The organism is Leptotrichia sp. oral taxon 218, from assembly GCF_018128225.1.
Classification (GTDB): Bacteria; Fusobacteriota; Fusobacteriia; order Fusobacteriales; family Leptotrichiaceae; genus Leptotrichia.
In genome coordinates this window covers 379,619-396,589 of the sequence record NZ_CP072377.1, presented here as the reverse complement: position 1 = coordinate 396,589, position 16,971 = coordinate 379,619, and the positions used below count along the sequence as shown (strand labels likewise).

Here is a 16,971-nt window from a genome sequence, read left to right as displayed (position 1 = left end):
AAGCAAAATTTATAAATTTTCTATAATTTTTTGCGTAAATTCACTAGTTGTTGCAACACCACCTAAATCAGCTGTCTTTACTCCTGATTCCAATGTTTTCAAAATGGCATTTTCAATTTTTTCGGCAAATTCGTCCATTTTTAAATATTTCAGCATTTCCACACCTGATAAAAGAATTGCTAATGGATTTGCTTTATTTTGTCCTGCAATATCAGGTGCTGAACCGTGAACTGCCTCAAATATAGCAATGTCATCTCCAATATTTGCTCCTGGTGCAACACCAAGTCCTCCGACAAGTCCTGCAACCAAATCAGACAAAATATCTCCATATAAGTTCATTGTCACAATAACTTTATATTTTTCTGGATTTGTGACAAGCTGCATACACATATTGTCAATTATAACTTCTTCTAATTTAATATTTTCATAACCAGCTTCTTGCGAAATTTCTCTTGCGGTATTCAAAAACATTCCGTCAGCCAATTTTAAAATATTTGCTTTATGCACAACTGTCACTTTATCAATATTATTCTTTTTGGCATATTCAAAAGCATTTTTTATTATTCTGTAACTTCCTTTTTTTGTAATTCTTTTTATGGCAACTGCCACATTTTTTTTATCATCTTCATATTTTTCTTCTCCAATATAAAGTCCTTCTGTATTTTCTCTAAAAATTACCAAGTCGATGTTGTCATATCTCGTCTTAACTCCTGGAAGAGTTCTTGATGGTCTAAAATTTGAATACAAGTCATATTTTTTTCTCAAATAGACATTTATGCTTCTAAATCCTTTTCCAATTGGTGTTGTAATCGGTCCTTTAATCGCTATTTTGTTTTTTTCCACACTTTTATACAAACTCTCAGGTATAAGTTCTCCAGTTTTTTCATAAACAGTTGTCCCAGCGTTTTCTTTTTCAAATTCAATTGGAACTTTTGCTGCTTCAAATACTTTTTCTAAACTTTCTGATATTTCAAATCCAATCCCATCTCCAGGAATTAATGTAACTTTTTTCATAAATTCACCTTCTTTTTTTATTTGTTTTATTTTTAAAAAACTGCCATTTATAAAAAATAAATGACAATTTTTTTATAAAGAAAAATTAGTTTAAAAATTCATCACTTACTGCAAATTTCAAGTATCCACCATATTTCAATATTTTAAGTTCTCTTGCCGAACCATTGAATTTTGCTTTAAATTCATTATTTTTTGTAAGATTTTTTACTGTAAATTCTCCTTTTGCTAAAGAGTTTTCGATATCAGTCAACTGCAATTCATCATATTCGTCAATTCCGTCGTAATCACTCTGATTTTCAAATTCTAAAGGAATTATTCCACTATTTATTAAATTTGCCTTGTGAATTCTTGCAAAAGATTTAGCAATTACAGCTTTTATTCCTAAATATAATGGAAGAAGTGCTGCGTGTTCACGGCTTGAACCTTGTCCATAGTTATCTCCACCAACTATGATTCCACCGTCATTTTTTTCAGCTCTTTCTTTAAAATCTGGAATTATTGTTTCAAAACAATGTTGTGACAATTTTGGAATATTTGAACGGAATGGTAATAATCCCGCATTTGATGGACAAATATCATCTGTTGTCACATTATCTTTAGTTTTTAAAATAACTTTTTTTGTAATTGTATCTTTTAACTCATCTCCAATTGGGAATGGTTTAATATTTGGTCCCATAACAATTTCTACATTTTTTCTCTCATTTTCATCTTGGCTTGGGAAAATAAAATAGTTTTCTGAAAATTCAAATTTTTCTGGCTGTTCAATGATTATTTCTTCACCTAAAGTACGAGGATCTGTCAAATATCCTGTAAGTGCTGAAGCTGCCGCAGTTTCTGTACTTACCAAATAAACTTCGGCATTCATTGTTCCACATCTTCCTTTAAAGTTACGATTAAATGTTCTAAGCGAAATTCCGTGTGATTTTGGTGCTTGTCCCATTCCAATACAAGGTCCACAAGCTGCTTCCAAAAGTCTTGCTCCAGCTCCAATAAATTTAGCAAGTGCTCCATTTTCAGAAATCATTTTCATAATATTGCTTGAACCAGGCGACAATACTAAGCTCACATCTGGATGAACTTTTTTTCCGTCAAGAATTTTTGCAAGTTTCATAAAATCTGAATAAGAAGAATTTGTGCAAGAACCTATCGCAATTTGGTCAACTTTTATTTTTTCATCTGGAATTTCGTGCACATTGTCTGGACTGTGTGGAAATGCTGCAAGTGGCACCAATTCGTCCAAATTCACAACCAATTTTTTATCATATTCGGCATCTGCGTCCGGTAATAATTCTACGAAATCAGATTCTCTTGACTGTTTTTTAAGAAAATCTCTTGTAATTTCGTCACTTGGAAAAATAGAAGTTGTTGCTCCTAATTCAGCTCCCATATTTGTAATTGTGGCTCTATCTTCTACAGAAAGTGATTTTATCCCTTCTCCAGTATATTCCATTACAAATCCAACTCCACCTTTTACACTAAGTTCTTTTAAAACATAAAGAATTATATCTTTTGCTGAAACCCAAGGTTTTAATTTTCCTCTCAATTCTATGTTATAAACTTTTGGAACTTTTAAATAGTAAAGACCTCTTGCCATTCCTATTGCAACATCAAGTCCTCCAGCTCCAATTGCTAACATTCCAAGTCCACCGCCAGTCGGAGTGTGGCTATCAGAACCAATTAAAATTTTCCCTGGTTTTCCAAATCTCTCTAAATGAAGTCTGTGGCAAATTCCATTTCCAGGTTTTGAGAAAACTATCCCATGTTTTGCAGCCGATGTTTTTATAAATTCGTGGTCGTCTGCATTTTCAAAGCTAGACTGAAGCATATTGTGATCAACATATGCAACAGAAATATCAGTTGCGACTTTATCAACATTCATCGCATTTAACTGAAGATATGCCATCGTCCCAGTCGAATCTTGTGTAAGTGTCTGGTTTACTTTTACGGCAATTTCATTTCCAGCTTTCAGCTCGCCTTTTAATAAATTGTTTTTCAAAATTTTGTAAGTTAAACTCATTCCCATTTTGTTACCTCCTAAAAATTTAAGTTCTCATTTCATCACATTTTATATTATATTCTGCAAATCAAATAATGTCAATAATTTGATTATAAAAAAATTATTTTGATAAAAAAAGTATAGAAAAATTTTTAAAGATATAGTATAATTTTATACAAAAATATTATATTATAATTATATTATATAACAAAAAAAAAAAAAAAAAACAGAAAGGAAAAAATGAAAAATGAATAAACTAAAATTTTTAGCAAATATGTTAATTGCCTATATTTTGTACCCTTTTAAAAAAAATTCGTTTAAAAATAGAAAAATTTGGATTGTCGGTGGAAATGCTGGTGAACTTTATGTCGACAACGGCCGTGCAATGTACGAGTATTTAAGAGCTAAAGAAGAAATTGAAGAATATTGGGTAATTAATAAAAATTCAAAATCAGCTCAAAAAATTCCAGGAAAAAAATTAATTAAAGGTAGCATAAAAAGTTATTTATATTTTATGAATGCTGAAGTTGCACTATTTTCTCATTCAATTTCTGCTGATATAGTTCCTTATCTTTTCGTTGTCCCGCTTTTGAAAAAATTTCACAAAAAAATTTTTAAAGTTTTCCTAAATCATGGAACAGTTGGATTTAAAGTCAATCATCCGATGAACAAAAAGACGCAAAAAATTGCTCAAGATATTGTAAAATCTTATGATTTAAACATTTGCGACTCCAATTTTGAAAAAAACATAAAAACTAAAATGTGGTGGCAAGTTCCAGAAAATACTGCTATTGTAACTGGTTATCCCAGATATGACAAACTTTATAATGTTAAAAGTTCCCAAAAAGAAATACTTTTTATGCCAACTTGGAGAAATTGGATAAAATCAGAAAATTTAAAAATTGAAGATACAGATTATTTTAAAAATATTACAAATTTGATTACAGACCCAAAATTAAACGAATTTCTTAAAAAAAATAATATAAAATTCAATATTTATATACATCAGCTTATGCAAAATTACCTAAAAAATTTTGACAACATAAAACTTTCTGAAAATGTAAAAATTTTGCCAGTTGAAGCTGAAATTACGCAGGAACTTGAGAAATCTGAAATTTTAATTACCGATTATTCCAGCGTTGCATATGATTTTTATTATTTAAATAAGCCGATTATATTTTTTCAGTTTGACAAAGATGAATATGATAAAAAAGTTGGCTCATATGTGAAAACTAAAGATTTGTTTGGAATACAGGCAAAAACTTTAGAAAAATGTGTTGAAAATATTATAAAAATTTCAGAAAATAATTTTAATTACGAAAAAAATTTAAAAGAGAAATTTGAAAAATTACAGCCAAAATTTTTAAAATATACAGATAAAAAAAATTGTGACAGAGTTTATGCTGAAATTTTAAAACATTTAAAAAAATAGATAATTAAAGCACCCAAAATCCTTTTAAGATAATGGGTGCATTTTTATTTGTATATTATCCTTTTTTGCTCTTATTCTTCAACTCTTGAACTTCTTGCATTAATTGTCTAATAAGTTCTGAATTTTCCTGATTTTTCCTAGATTCTTGCTCAAGTTGCTGTTTCAATTGTCGACTGTAGCTATCTTTCTGCTCTTCAATAAATGCAACCATAGATTTCATTCTGTCAAGTTCATTCGGCATAACATCTCTTTTACCAAATTGATACCCAACTCCTAAACCTACCGCCACATCTCGTTTATTGTTCAAACTTGCACTAGCTCTGTAAACAAATCTTCCGCCATCAGAAACTCCACTAAATCCTAAAGCCATAGCTCTACCATTTTTATATGCTCCTCCAGCCACTGCTATATTAAATCTATTTGAAGCCGAGTCATTGATTTGCGGTAAATTAGCCATCGCCGCAACTCCTGCAATTCCAGCTGTCAAGTTATTATTTACTCCTGCCAGTTCTGCTCTTGTCGCTTTGTCAGCAGCACCAGCACTTATAGCATTGTAAACTTGTCGTCCTGTTACTGCGTCGTTACTTGTTGGACTTATATCACCTTCAGCAATATTCGTAACTTTTTTTCCTCCAGCATCAATTCCTGACGATGTCACGCTTGGACCACCTGTAATTTTAATTCCGTCATCATTAACAACGGTTTTTCCCATAGTAACTCTTCCATTTGGTCCTAAATCAACATTTTCAGCCAGTCTCAATTCCAATGTATCTGGTCCAGCTGCTACAACTCCAATATTTCCAGTAGTAAGCGGTCCTGTCGCTCTACCCATAATATTTAAATTTTGTCCTAAATTACGAGTAACTGTCGTTCCATTATCATCTGTATAAGTCAAAGGATTATTTTGAATGTAATTATGCACTGTAGAACCTGTTACTGTATTATTGTCTCCTGCAGCAATATTTCCAGTTCCAATACTGTTTAGTTTGTCTTTTGTTCCTTGTGCCAGGTCAACCTTGTAATCAGTTATATTATTTGCATCTTTTGTTCCCTGAGTTACAGAAACAAAGCTGCTTCCACCTGAAACTGTTGTTCCATCAGCATCAACCTTATAAACTATCTGTCCATTTGAACCTGTTGAACTAGTCACATTTGTGTTTGTTCCGCCAACTACTTCCGATTTTGAAGCATTAATAGCTGTTGTTAAATTATTTACAGCATTTCCTAATTGACTAACATTTACTGCATCTGTCGGAGCAACTCCTGCAGCAATATTTGTAATTCTATTTCCACCATTGTCAAGTCCGCTATTTGTAAGTGAAACTGACTTGCTAGGATCCGCTGCTGACTTATTAATTGTCACTCCAGAAGAATTTACGGTTGTTGTATTTCCTGCTGCATTTGTGTAAGTGTTTCCTGCCGCAGTTGCCACATTTTTATTTCCTGCTGCATCAGTAATGGTTGTACCTTGTCCATTAGTTACAGTTGTATTTCCTGCTCCATCATCCGCCGTAAATGTCTTAGCTTTTACAGAATTAAATTCTGGATTTTCAGTTATTCCAACTATAATTTTACCATTTCCTGCTCCATCTGACACATATGATGTTTCAAGATTTTGTCCTTTATAATTTACTCCGCCACTTGCAAAATCTCCGCTCTCAACAGTCAATCTGCTTCCCAATTGCTGTCTAGTTCCAGCCGTATTATTATCAGCACCATAAATTATTCCTTCATTTACTTTATCTATCGTTTGATCAACAGCATCTTTAAATGTTGTCGGCGCTGCTCCAGTCGAACCATTTACATTTTTTAGTCCAGCAAATGTTGGATTTGAAAACCCAGTTCCAGACGGATCAACTGTCAATCCCAATTGAGTTCCCAAATTATTCAACTGGCTTCCATTTATGGCCTGTTTTGAAGATGAAGAAATCTTTCCTTTTCCTACATTATCTAATGTACTCGGATTTGTAGTACTTCCATCAGCATTTAATAAACTATGTTGAATATCACTTGAACTAACTGGCAATTTACCTGGTAGTGGATTTCCATCTGAATCGACATCCAATGCTTTATAGTAATTTCCATTATTTGCTTTAACAATTTTTTCTCTAGCAGCATTTGTATAAACTACAGGTCCATTATAAGTTGATTTATTTATAGCTTTATCCAATTGACTAACATTTACTGCATCCGTTGGATTTACTCCTGACGCAACATTTGTAATTTTATTTCCACCGTTATCAAGTCCGTTATCTGTAAGTGAAACAGACTTGCTAGGATCTGCTGCCGATTTATTGATCACTACTCCTGTAGGATTTATAACAGTTGTATTTCCTGCCGCATTTGTATAAGTAGTTCCTGATGGTGTAGTTATCGCTTTATTTCCTGCCGCATCACTAATTGTCAATCCTGATGTATCAAACTTATTATTTCCAGCAGTTATACTATTAACATTAATATCATTTTTCAAGCTATATGTAAATGTTTCACCTGACTGGTCTACATTTAAATTATCTCCAGCCTGTAATTTTACTGTTTCTCCTGGCGTTATCAATTTATTTGACACACTTCCAGATGTTGTACCTGTTCCTGTACTTCCTGCTACTGCATTCCATCCCGAATTATTTACAGCATTTTGAATTGCTGTTGCTACATCCCCTGCTGTTGCATAAGTATTTCCGCTTGTTACTGGTGTTACTGTCGTTTTCCCGCCTGTTGTCGATGTATTCAGTCCAGACTGCGCAATTGTAACATTTATCGTATCTCCACTTGCCGTTGTTGTTATTCCATTGCTTCCTGTTATGTTAAATTCTAGTCCCCCATCTTTATTCAATGACTGTTTTGTCGTTATATTTCCATCTGAAGCCTTTAAATTTATTGTATTATCCCCAAGTTTATTTATCGCATTTGCAACTGTCTGTCCTGTTACTGCCTGATTTCCTGTTCCAGCTGGTACAGTAACTTTTCCACCTGTCGAAGAAGTTAGCGGTGTTGAATTTGTCAATGTCAATGACGGTGTTGTAACTCCATTGTCGTTAATTACTGTATTTCCACCATTTGTCGTAATACTGTTAATTCCTGCAACTGTCGGGTTCAAGCTGTATTTTACTTCTCCATTCGGTCCAACTGTTGCTACCGTATTATCTCCATCTTTGAAATCCAGTCCATTTGCCAATGTCGTTGTCAAACCTGTTCCGCTATTTGCCTTGTAAGTTAGGTTTGTATTTGCAGCTATCTTATTTGTGTCTACTGATAAATCATAATTATAGTGTCCATCTGATTTTTGTACTTTATTTACTGTTACTGAAGCATCATTCGAAGAAACTGTTGTTATCGCCGCTTTAACCGCATCACTTATATTTGTCTGTCCTGTTCCTCCAATATTTGCTGCACTCGTATCTATTTTTCCTGTTGTCGGATCAAATTTCGTATTCCCGCCAATTGCATCTGCTATTGATGTAAAATCAGTATTAACTTTGTAAATTGTTTGTCCATTCGACCCAGTTCTGCTAGACACTGTCGTATTTGTCCCATTTTCAAGCTCTGTTTTTGCCGCATTCAACTGACCAACATTAACTGCATCATTTTTATTTGTCCCTGCAGCTACATTTGTAATTTTATTACCGCCATTATTTAAGCCATTATTTGTCAATGATACTTGATTCGATCCAGCTCCAATTGTAATTCCGCCATTAGCAACTTTCGTATCTCCTGTTGTCACACTGTCAAGCGAAATATCATTTTTCAAGCTATATGTAAATGTTCCACCTGACTGATCTACATTTAAATTATCCCCAGCCTGTAATTTTACTGTTTCTCCCGGCGTTATCAATTTATTTGACACACTTCCAGATGTTGTCCCTGTTCCTGTACTTCCTGCTACTGCATTCCATCCCGAATTATTTACAGCATTTTGAATTGCTGTTGCTACATCCCCTGCTGTTGCATAAGTATTTCCACCTGTTACTGGTGTTACTGTCGTTTTCCCGCCTGTTGTCGATGTATTCAGTCCAGACTGCGCAATTGTAATATTTATCGTATCTCCACTTGCCGTTGTTGTTATCCCATTGCTTCCTGTTATGTTAAATTCTAGTCCACCATCTTTATTCAATGACTGTTTTGTCGTTATATTTCCATCTGAAGCCTTTAAATTTATTGTATTATCCCCAAGTTTATTTATCGCATTTGCAACTGTCTGTCCTGTTACTGCTTGATTTCCTGTTCCAGCTGGAACAGTGACTTTTCCGCCTGATGAAGAAGTTAGCGGTGTTGAATTTGTCAATGTCAATGACGGCGTTGTAACTCCATTGTCATTAATTACTGTATTTCCACCATTTGTCGTAATACTGTTAATTCCTGCAACTGTCGGATTTAAGCTGTATTTCACTTCTCCATTCGGTCCAACTGTTGCTTTCGTATTATCTCCATCTTTGAAATCCAGTCCGTTTGCCAATGTCGTTGTTAAACCTGTTCCACTGTTTGCCTTGTAAGTCAAGTTCGTATTTGCGGCTACTTTGCTTGTATCTACCGACAAATCATAATTTACATGTCCATCTCCTGAGTCTACCTTTGAAACTACAGTTACTGAACTGTCATTTGAAGTTACTGTCGTTTTCGATGCTTTCCCTACATTTGTTATCGCCGTTGCTACATCTCCTGCTTTCGCATAACTGTTATTATCCCCTGCTGTTACTGTCGTTGAGCCTGGCGCTGCTGTCAATGTCGTATTTTTTACTGACACTGTGTAATCTGTAATATTGTTTGAACCTGGTGTCCCTGTCGCTACTGTCACTCCATCTCCTGCTAATACTTTTGCTCCATTCGCATTTATTGTATATGTTGTCGTTGTTGTTCCATCTGAATTTTGAACATCATTTTTAACTATATCCTTTATATTCGTTCCTGCTACTACATCTATTGATTTTCTCGCAATATCGCTTATTACTTTATTTCCTGCATTATTGATGTTGCTTAAACTTTTATTTGCTGCATCCAGTTTTGTAACATCTACCGACAAATCATAGATGTCTTGATTTCCGCTTGTCGTTTTATTTACTACAACCGAACTGTCATTCGATGTCACTTTCGTTTTCGTGCTGTCTACATAATCTTTATTTGTCGCATCTGTTCCCGCTGTTGGTGCATTGTTTATTGTAACTTTTGGCGTTGTAATTCCATTGTCGTTAATTACTGTATTTCCACCATTTGTTGAGATGCTGTCCAATCCAGTTAAATTTTTTGCTAATTGAATATTTAAAGTATTATTTCCATCTGCTATAACAGCTATATTCCCTGATGTTGTTGCTCCTGTTGCTCCACCTTTAATATCCAGCTGATCTCCCAATTTTCTAGTTACAACTGTTCCACTATCTCCTCCAAATTTTAAAGGATTATTTTTTACTGCTTTTAATTGTCCCAAATTCACTGCATCATCATCATTTACCGCATTGCCAACACCTGTTATTGTATTTCCGCCATTATTCAATCCTGATGGTCCTAATGTTACTGGATTTCCTGATGGATTTGTGATTGTTATTCCGCCATTGGCAACTTTTGTATCTCCTGTTGTTACGCTATCAAGTGAAATATCTTTTTTCAAGCTATATGTAAATATCCCGCCTGACTGATCTACATTCAAGTTATCCCCAGCCTGTAATTTTACTGTTTCTCCTGGCGTTATCAATTTATTCGCCACATTTCCAGATGTTGTTCCTGTTCCTGTATTTCCTGCTACTACATTCCATCCTGCACTATTTATTGCTGTCGCTATATCTCCTGCTGTCACCACTTTTCCTGGATCTGTCGGTGCATCTACTTTTCCACCTGTTGTTGTCAATTGTGTAGTATCAAGTCCCAATGTATATTTTGTTGTTTTTGTTCCATTTGAATCTGTAGTAGTTTTTGAATCCAAACTTAATCCTGTTCCTGTTACTGCAACTTCTGATTTATCTGCATTTACTTGATAAATAGTTTGACCAGCAGTCCCTTGATGACTTGTTACATTCGTATTTGTTCCATTTTGAAGTTCCGTTTTTGACGCAGCACCCACTTTTGTTATTGCCGTTGCCACATCTCCTGCTTTTGCATAACTATTATTGTCTCCTGCTGTTACCGTTGTTGAACCTGGTGCCGCTGTCAATGTCGTATTCTTTACTGATACTGTGTAATCTGTAATATTGTTTGAACCTGGTGTCCCTGTCGCTACTGTCACTCCATCTCCTGCTAATACTTTTGCTCCATTCGCATTTATTGTATATGTAGTCGTTGTTGTTCCATCTGAATTTTGAACATCATTTTTAACTATATCTTTTATATTCGTTCCTGCTACTACATCTATTGATTTTCTTGCAATATTACTTATTACTTTATTTCCATCATTATTGATGTTGCTTAAACTTTTGTTTGCCGCATCCAGTTTTGTAACATCTACCGACAAATCATACACGTCTTGATTTCCGCTTGTCGTTTTATTTATTACAACCGAACTGTCATTCGATGTCACTTTCGTTTTCGTGCTGTCTACATAATCTTTATTTGTCGCATCTGTTCCCACTGTTGGCGCATTGTTTATTGTAACTTTTGGCGTTGTAATTCCATTGTCGTTAATTACTGTATTTCCACCATTTGTTGTAATACTGTTAATTCCTGCAACTGTCGGATTCAAGCTGTATTTCACTTCTCCATTCGGTCCAACTGTCGCTACTGTATTATCTCCATTTTTGAAATCCAGTCCGTTTGCTAATGTCGTTGTTAAACCTGTTCCGCTGTTTGCCTTGTAAGTCAAGTTTGTATTCGCAGCTACTTTGCTTGTATCTACCGACAAATCATAATTTACATGTCCATCTCCTGAGTCTACCTTTGAAACTACAGTTACTGAACTGTCATTTGAAGTTACTGTCGTTTTCGATGCTTTCCCTACATTTGTTATCGCCGTTGCCACATCTCCTGCTTTTGCATAACTGTTATTATCTCCTGCTGTTACTGTCGTTGACCCTGGCGCTGCTGTCAATGTCGTATTTTTTACTGACACTGTGTAATCTGTAATATTGTTTGAACCTGGCGTACCTGTCGCCACTGTCACTCCATCTCCTGCTACTACTCTTGCTCCGTTTGCATTTATTGTATATGTAGTTTTTGTTGTACCATCTGGATTTGTTGTGTTCGCTTTCGTTACATCTTTTATGTTTGTTCCCGCTATTATGTCCACTGAATTTCTTGCAATATCGCTTATTACACCTTTTCCAGCATTATTAATGTTACTTAAACTTTTATTTGCCGCATCCAGTTTTGTTACATCAACTTTCAAATCATAGTTTGTATGTCCATCTGTTCCATCAACACTTGAACTCACTACTACTGATTTATCTGCTGAAGTTACAGTTGTTTTCGCCGCTTTCACTTGTCCATAATTTGCCGCATCTGTATTATTAGTTCCAGGAGAAACATTTGATATTTTTTTATTTCCAGCATCAATACCGTTATTATTAATTGTTACAGGCCCTGCTTTAAGACTTCCATTTGGTCCTAAATCCACATCTTTTTTCAATGAATATGTATATTTTTGCGAACCTGTCGCCAAATTTTGCTCCACTTCCAAATTTTTCCCTGCAACAAATTGAACTTCATCTCCAGGCATAACCTGTGTAGATGTTGCGGAACCGCTTAAATTTCCACCAGCATTTGCCTTCTAAGTTTTCCCAAGTTCATTTGCTACTGCAAATAATTGTGAACCATTGATTGCATCTGTACTTGTTGCTGAAATTTGTCCTGCTGCAACATTTTGAATTTGTCTTTCATTTCCAGCTGTTCCAACTGAAACTGCTGATTGTGGATTATTTCCTGCAAATGTTCCATAAGTAATAGATTTTGAACTTGGCGGTGTTATTGTTGCATTTGAAACTGCTGTAACTGCTTTTGTTGCAGAACCTGAACCTAAAGCTACATCTCCGTTTGCAGTATTTGCTAATGTTCCATTTCCAATAGCCATTGAATTATCTTTACTTGCTTTTGAACCTTGACCAATTGCTATTGCTGCTTTCCCTGTCGCTTCAGAATATGAACCAATAGACATAGAGTTATCAGTATATGCTTTAGAGTTTGTACCAAGACTTACAACATTCTGTACTTTCAAGCTTCCACCTGTAGTGTATAATCTAGTTGCATTTGTCCCCAGTATAATATTGTTGTCACCTTCTACTCCACCAATACCTGCCTGGTTTCCTATTACAGTGTTAGAACTTCCTTTTAAGCCTTTAGCAGATTGATAACCCATTGAAATATTTTGACCACCTTTTACTGCTTGACCTGATTGCCACCCTATAGCAGTATTACCTAATCCATCAGTATTCTGTCCTGAATCTGCTCCTATTGATACATTGTTATTATTTTTTACTCCAATTCCTGCATTAGCTCCCATTGCTGTATTATAGCTTCCTGTTACACTTTTTCCTGAACCTGAACCAAATGCAACGTTATAATCTCCATTACTAGTTTGACCTGAACTAGTTCCTAAGAAAAGGTTATCTTTTCCTCCCATTCCTTTTCCTGCTTCAGATCCTATTGAAACGTTTCGAATATCAGTATTATTTGAAGAACCTGCCACTTGAGTTTTTCCTGTTTCTGTTTTATACCCAATTGCTATATTTTGCATATTATTTGCATTAGAACCACTACCTAACGCAATTCCATCAGAACCTTTTGCACTCGCTCCATTACCGATTGCTACTGCACTTGATCCAATTCCTGTTGAACCACCAATACTTCCAGTACCTATTGCCACTGAATTCGTTGTTAATGATTGAGAATTTGTTCCCATTGCTATTGTATTTTCTTCCGTTGATCCTGTATTACCAGATTTTGAATTCAATCCAATTGCTATAGAACCTTTGTTATTTGCTTGTGATCCATATCCTATTGCTGAAGCAGATTCTCCAATTGTTGTTACCTTTGTCCCTATTGCAATAGCCGTTGCTCCTACTGAACTTGCTGCCCCACCTATAGCAATCGAACCTTGTCCATCTGAAGTCGCTCCTACTCCTAATGCTGTAGAAAACTTACCTGAGGCTTTTGTTTTAGTACCAAATGCTGTAGCCAAATCTCCTGCTGATGTCGCTTGTACTCCCACTGCTATTGAGGCTTCTCCACTTGCCTTTGTTTGAATCCAACGATCTGTACCTGTACCAACTAACGGAGCTCCTGTTAATGAACTATAAAGAGTCCCTACTGTTCTATTAGCTGCATCTAAATCATCTCCTCCAATTGCTATCGATGATGATCCACTTGCAACAGTATCTCCACCTATACTGATAGACTGATCTCCTGTTGCTTGAGCACCTCTATCATTTTGAATATTTCCTCCAATTGCTACTGACTGTCCTCCTGAAGCTTTTGAGTTATAACCTAAAGCTACTGCTGATTTATTCAAAGCATTTGAATCTTTTCCTATAGCTATAGCTCCCTCTTGAACAGATGTTGAATCTTTACCTAAAGCTATTCCATAAGCGCCACTGACTTTTGAAGATTTACCTATTGCTATTCCCTCTAAATTTCCAGATCCTATTAACGAAGCACCTGTCGGTGTAACAGATGATCCACTTGTTGAACCTATCGTTATACTCGCTTCTGCTTTACTAGACGCAACCATCTCACCGGCAACTACAGTCGTAGCCAGTGATGCTACTCTTGCCACTTTACCAAGTAATACTTTTGAAATTTTTTTCTTATTTTTCTTTTTTATTTTTGTTTTCATTTGACCTCCATATTAATTCCTTTTATTTTATTGAAAGTTACACAAATATATTCTGTTTGCAATTTTTTATTTTTTTAATTATCTTTTTTATTTCACATGTCAAAATTTTATAAATTTTGTAGAATTTTCTTTCTTAATTCTATCACTTTTCTAAGAATATATTATACTTTATTTTTTTTATTTTAACAAGGATTTTTTTTGTGTAACACCTGTTTTTTAATTATTTTTTTTATAAAAAAAAGATCATAAATTTAAAATAAAAAATATGCCATTCATCTCACAATTATAGTTGCAAGTGTTCTGGCATATTTCACAAAATTTATTTTTATTTATCTTTTTTCAATATTTGCTTCTTCAAGTTTTATTCCATATTTTTTCCCATATTGCTCCTGAAATTTTTCATAAAATAAATCTCTCAATTCCTTTTGAACAACATTTTTTGGCTCCAAATATCTTCTCTTTATTTCCGCTTCTTTTTCTGGTCTTGTATACTTTGCATAAGCTGTATAAGGTAAATCACTGTAAACCTTATCTGATGGATCTAACTTTTTATCTTCTATCAATTTTTTCCAAACATATTTATTTTCGGTATTTGCCACATAATACTGAATTTCATCCACTTCCATCTTTGAACCTTCCACTCTAGCACCTGGCGTATCAAGTCTACATAATCTCACCATTTCCCCAGTTATGCTGTCTTCTCTCAAAATCGAATGTCCCCTTTTTTTTCTGCAATGTTTTGCTGGAGCGTCATCCAAATCTGAATAAACTATTATTTCATTACTATTATCTCTTTCATTCAAAAATTTTGTTCTATATTGTCTCCCATTTTTATCCAGTTTTGGAAATCCATCACTTTCTCTTGAATACGGCACTACATAAGTTTTTCCTTCAATTTCACGAGATTCTCCTATAACTCCTGTCGAATATGAATTTAACACACTTAAAAAAAATGTGGATATAATAAAAATTACTTTTTTTCTCATTTTTCTTTATTTCTCCTTTTATTTTATTTGATTTGATTTTACTCTATTCTTTTATTTTTTTATTTTTTATGTTTTATGTTTTATGTTTTTTAAAAAATATTAATTTTTAATATATTATTTTAGAAAAAAACTGCACCTTCTAACTTTGTTTTTTTTTCAAAATTTTTAGTGCAGCTTAAAAAGTTCATTTTTTATTTTATAAATTTTTTCCCAAAATTTATATTAGTTTTTCTTAACAAATTCCGATTTTAATTTCATCGCTCCAAATCCGTCTATTTTACAGTCGATATTATGAATCCCATCGTCAATTAATCTAATATTTTTAACTTTTGTACCTCTTTGTGAACTACTCCCGCTTTTAGAAGCGGGAGCTTCTTGGGAAGTATCTGCTTTTGTTAGCCAAATATATTTACCAAGCTCTTCGGGTAGTTCCTACCCTGTCTTTTTTTATTTTCCTAATATTTCAACATCAATTTTCCAATGTTTTTTATATTCACTGCAGCATTGTAATCTCTATCAATTTCAATTCCACAGCACTCACATTTATAACTTCTTTCTGATAATTTCAATTTTTCTTTAACATTTCCACATTTACTACAAGTTTTCGACGATGGAAACCACTTATCTATCTTCAAAAATTGCTTTCCTAAAAACATCAGTTTATACTCAACCATCCTCAAAAACATTCCCCATCCATTATCTCCTACACTTTTCCCAAAATTTAATGCCTGACTCATCCCTTTCATATTCAAATCTTCAACAACCACAGCATTATAATCTTCAGACAATTTTTTCGATAATTTATGCAAAAAATCTCCTCGGCAATTTTTGATATACTCATGCAATTTTGATATTTTCGCTTTTTGCTTATACCAATTTTTAGAAAACTTCACTTTTCTCGATAATGATTTCTGTAATTTTTTCAATTCTTCTTCCAACATTCTAAAATATTTTGGATAATCAGCCCTTTGGTTTTCAGAACTGACAAATAATTCAGACATTGAAAAATCAAGTCCAATTACTTTATCACTATTTGGCATTTTTTGAATTTCTTTTTCAAATTCTGTCAAAACAGAAACATAGTAATTTCCATTACTGTTTGTTAGTGTTACCGACTTTATCTTGTAATCTTCTGGTATTTCTCTATGATATTTCAATTTTATTCTTTTCAATTTTGGCAAAACCAAATATTTATTTTCCTCAATTCGTATCGAATTGTTCACACAATTTGTCGTGTAACTTTTAACATTATTCTTTTTAGATTTGAACTTTGGAAACTTTGCTCTCTTCTGAAAGAAATTCGTAAACGATCGTTTTACATTCATTTGAGCATTTGAAAGTGCCAAGCTGTCCACTTCTTTTAAAAATTGATTTTCACTTTTCAAACTGGCAGGTGTAATTATTTTATTTTTTCCAGTTTCTTCATAAAATTTATTCGCAGTATACAAAATCGTATTGTAAACAAAACGAACACATCCAAAAGTCTTATTTATCAACAATTCTTGATCTTTATTTGGATAAATTCTATATTTGAATGCTAAATTATATTTCATGAAATTACACCTCCTTTTGATTTTGAATATTATTTTTAATTATTTCTTTAGAAATTTTATTATTAATGATTTTTCTTTTATATTTTATATAAAAATTGTATCATGGATATGTCCTTTTTTCAATTTTTTTTACAAAAAAAGCAATTCATCTCCCACTTGTAGAAAGCCTACGACTTCTTACTATCTTTTTGTTAAAATAAATTTTTTCATAATTTAAAACCTTCTTTCTTTTTTTATTTTTT

General features: G+C 33.6%; 7 protein-coding genes and 1 pseudogene. 1 reads left to right on the top strand and 7 read right to left on the bottom strand.

Going from position 1 to position 16,971, the window contains the following annotated elements; all coding sequences use genetic code 11:
* Positions 1-9: 9 nt before the first annotated feature.
* Together J5A73_RS01985 and J5A73_RS01980 are read right to left on the bottom strand one after the other, a co-directional pair.
* Positions 10-1,014, bottom strand: coding sequence for an isocitrate/isopropylmalate dehydrogenase family protein (locus J5A73_RS01985; RefSeq protein ID WP_211616166.1), 1,005 nt, complete (start codon positions 1,012-1,014; stop codon positions 10-12).
* Positions 1,015-1,099: 85 nt separating this feature from the next.
* Positions 1,100-3,037 (bottom strand): aconitate hydratase, encoded by a 1,938-nt coding sequence (locus J5A73_RS01980; RefSeq protein ID WP_211616164.1) that lies wholly within the window; start codon positions 3,035-3,037, stop codon positions 1,100-1,102.
* Between the two features lie 220 nt (positions 3,038-3,257).
* Between J5A73_RS01980 and J5A73_RS01975 the strand changes: the two genes are divergently transcribed.
* Positions 3,258-4,442: a CDP-glycerol glycerophosphotransferase family protein gene (locus J5A73_RS01975; RefSeq protein WP_211616163.1), complete on the top strand. Its 1,185-nt coding sequence runs from the start codon at positions 3,258-3,260 to the stop codon at positions 4,440-4,442.
* 55 nt (positions 4,443-4,497) lie between these two features.
* Here J5A73_RS01975 and J5A73_RS01970 read toward each other — a convergent pair whose 3' ends face one another.
* From J5A73_RS01970 to J5A73_RS01950, 5 genes and pseudogenes are all read right to left on the bottom strand, one after another.
* Positions 4,498-12,078: an S-layer family protein gene (locus tag J5A73_RS01970; RefSeq protein ID WP_211616161.1), complete on the bottom strand. Its 7,581-nt coding sequence runs from the start codon at positions 12,076-12,078 to the stop codon at positions 4,498-4,500.
* 51 nt (positions 12,079-12,129) lie between these two features.
* Positions 12,130-14,190 carry a hypothetical protein gene (locus J5A73_RS01965; protein WP_211616159.1) on the bottom strand — a complete coding sequence of 687 codons (2,061 nt, stop codon included), beginning with the start codon at positions 14,188-14,190 and terminating at the stop codon, positions 12,130-12,132.
* A gap of 329 nt (positions 14,191-14,519) precedes the next feature.
* A complete protein-coding gene (locus J5A73_RS01960) occupies positions 14,520-15,176 on the bottom strand; it encodes a hypothetical protein (RefSeq protein WP_211616157.1) in 657 nt (218 codons plus the stop codon).
* Positions 15,177-15,398: 222 nt separating this feature from the next.
* Positions 15,399-15,512, bottom strand: a pseudogene (locus J5A73_RS10755) (PhnA domain-containing protein); the annotation flags it as partial.
* A 119-nt stretch (positions 15,513-15,631) separates the two neighbouring features.
* Positions 15,632-16,729: an RNA-guided endonuclease TnpB family protein gene (locus J5A73_RS01950; protein WP_211616155.1), complete on the bottom strand. Its 1,098-nt coding sequence runs from the start codon at positions 16,727-16,729 to the stop codon at positions 15,632-15,634.
* Between the last annotated feature and the right edge of the window lie 242 nt (positions 16,730-16,971).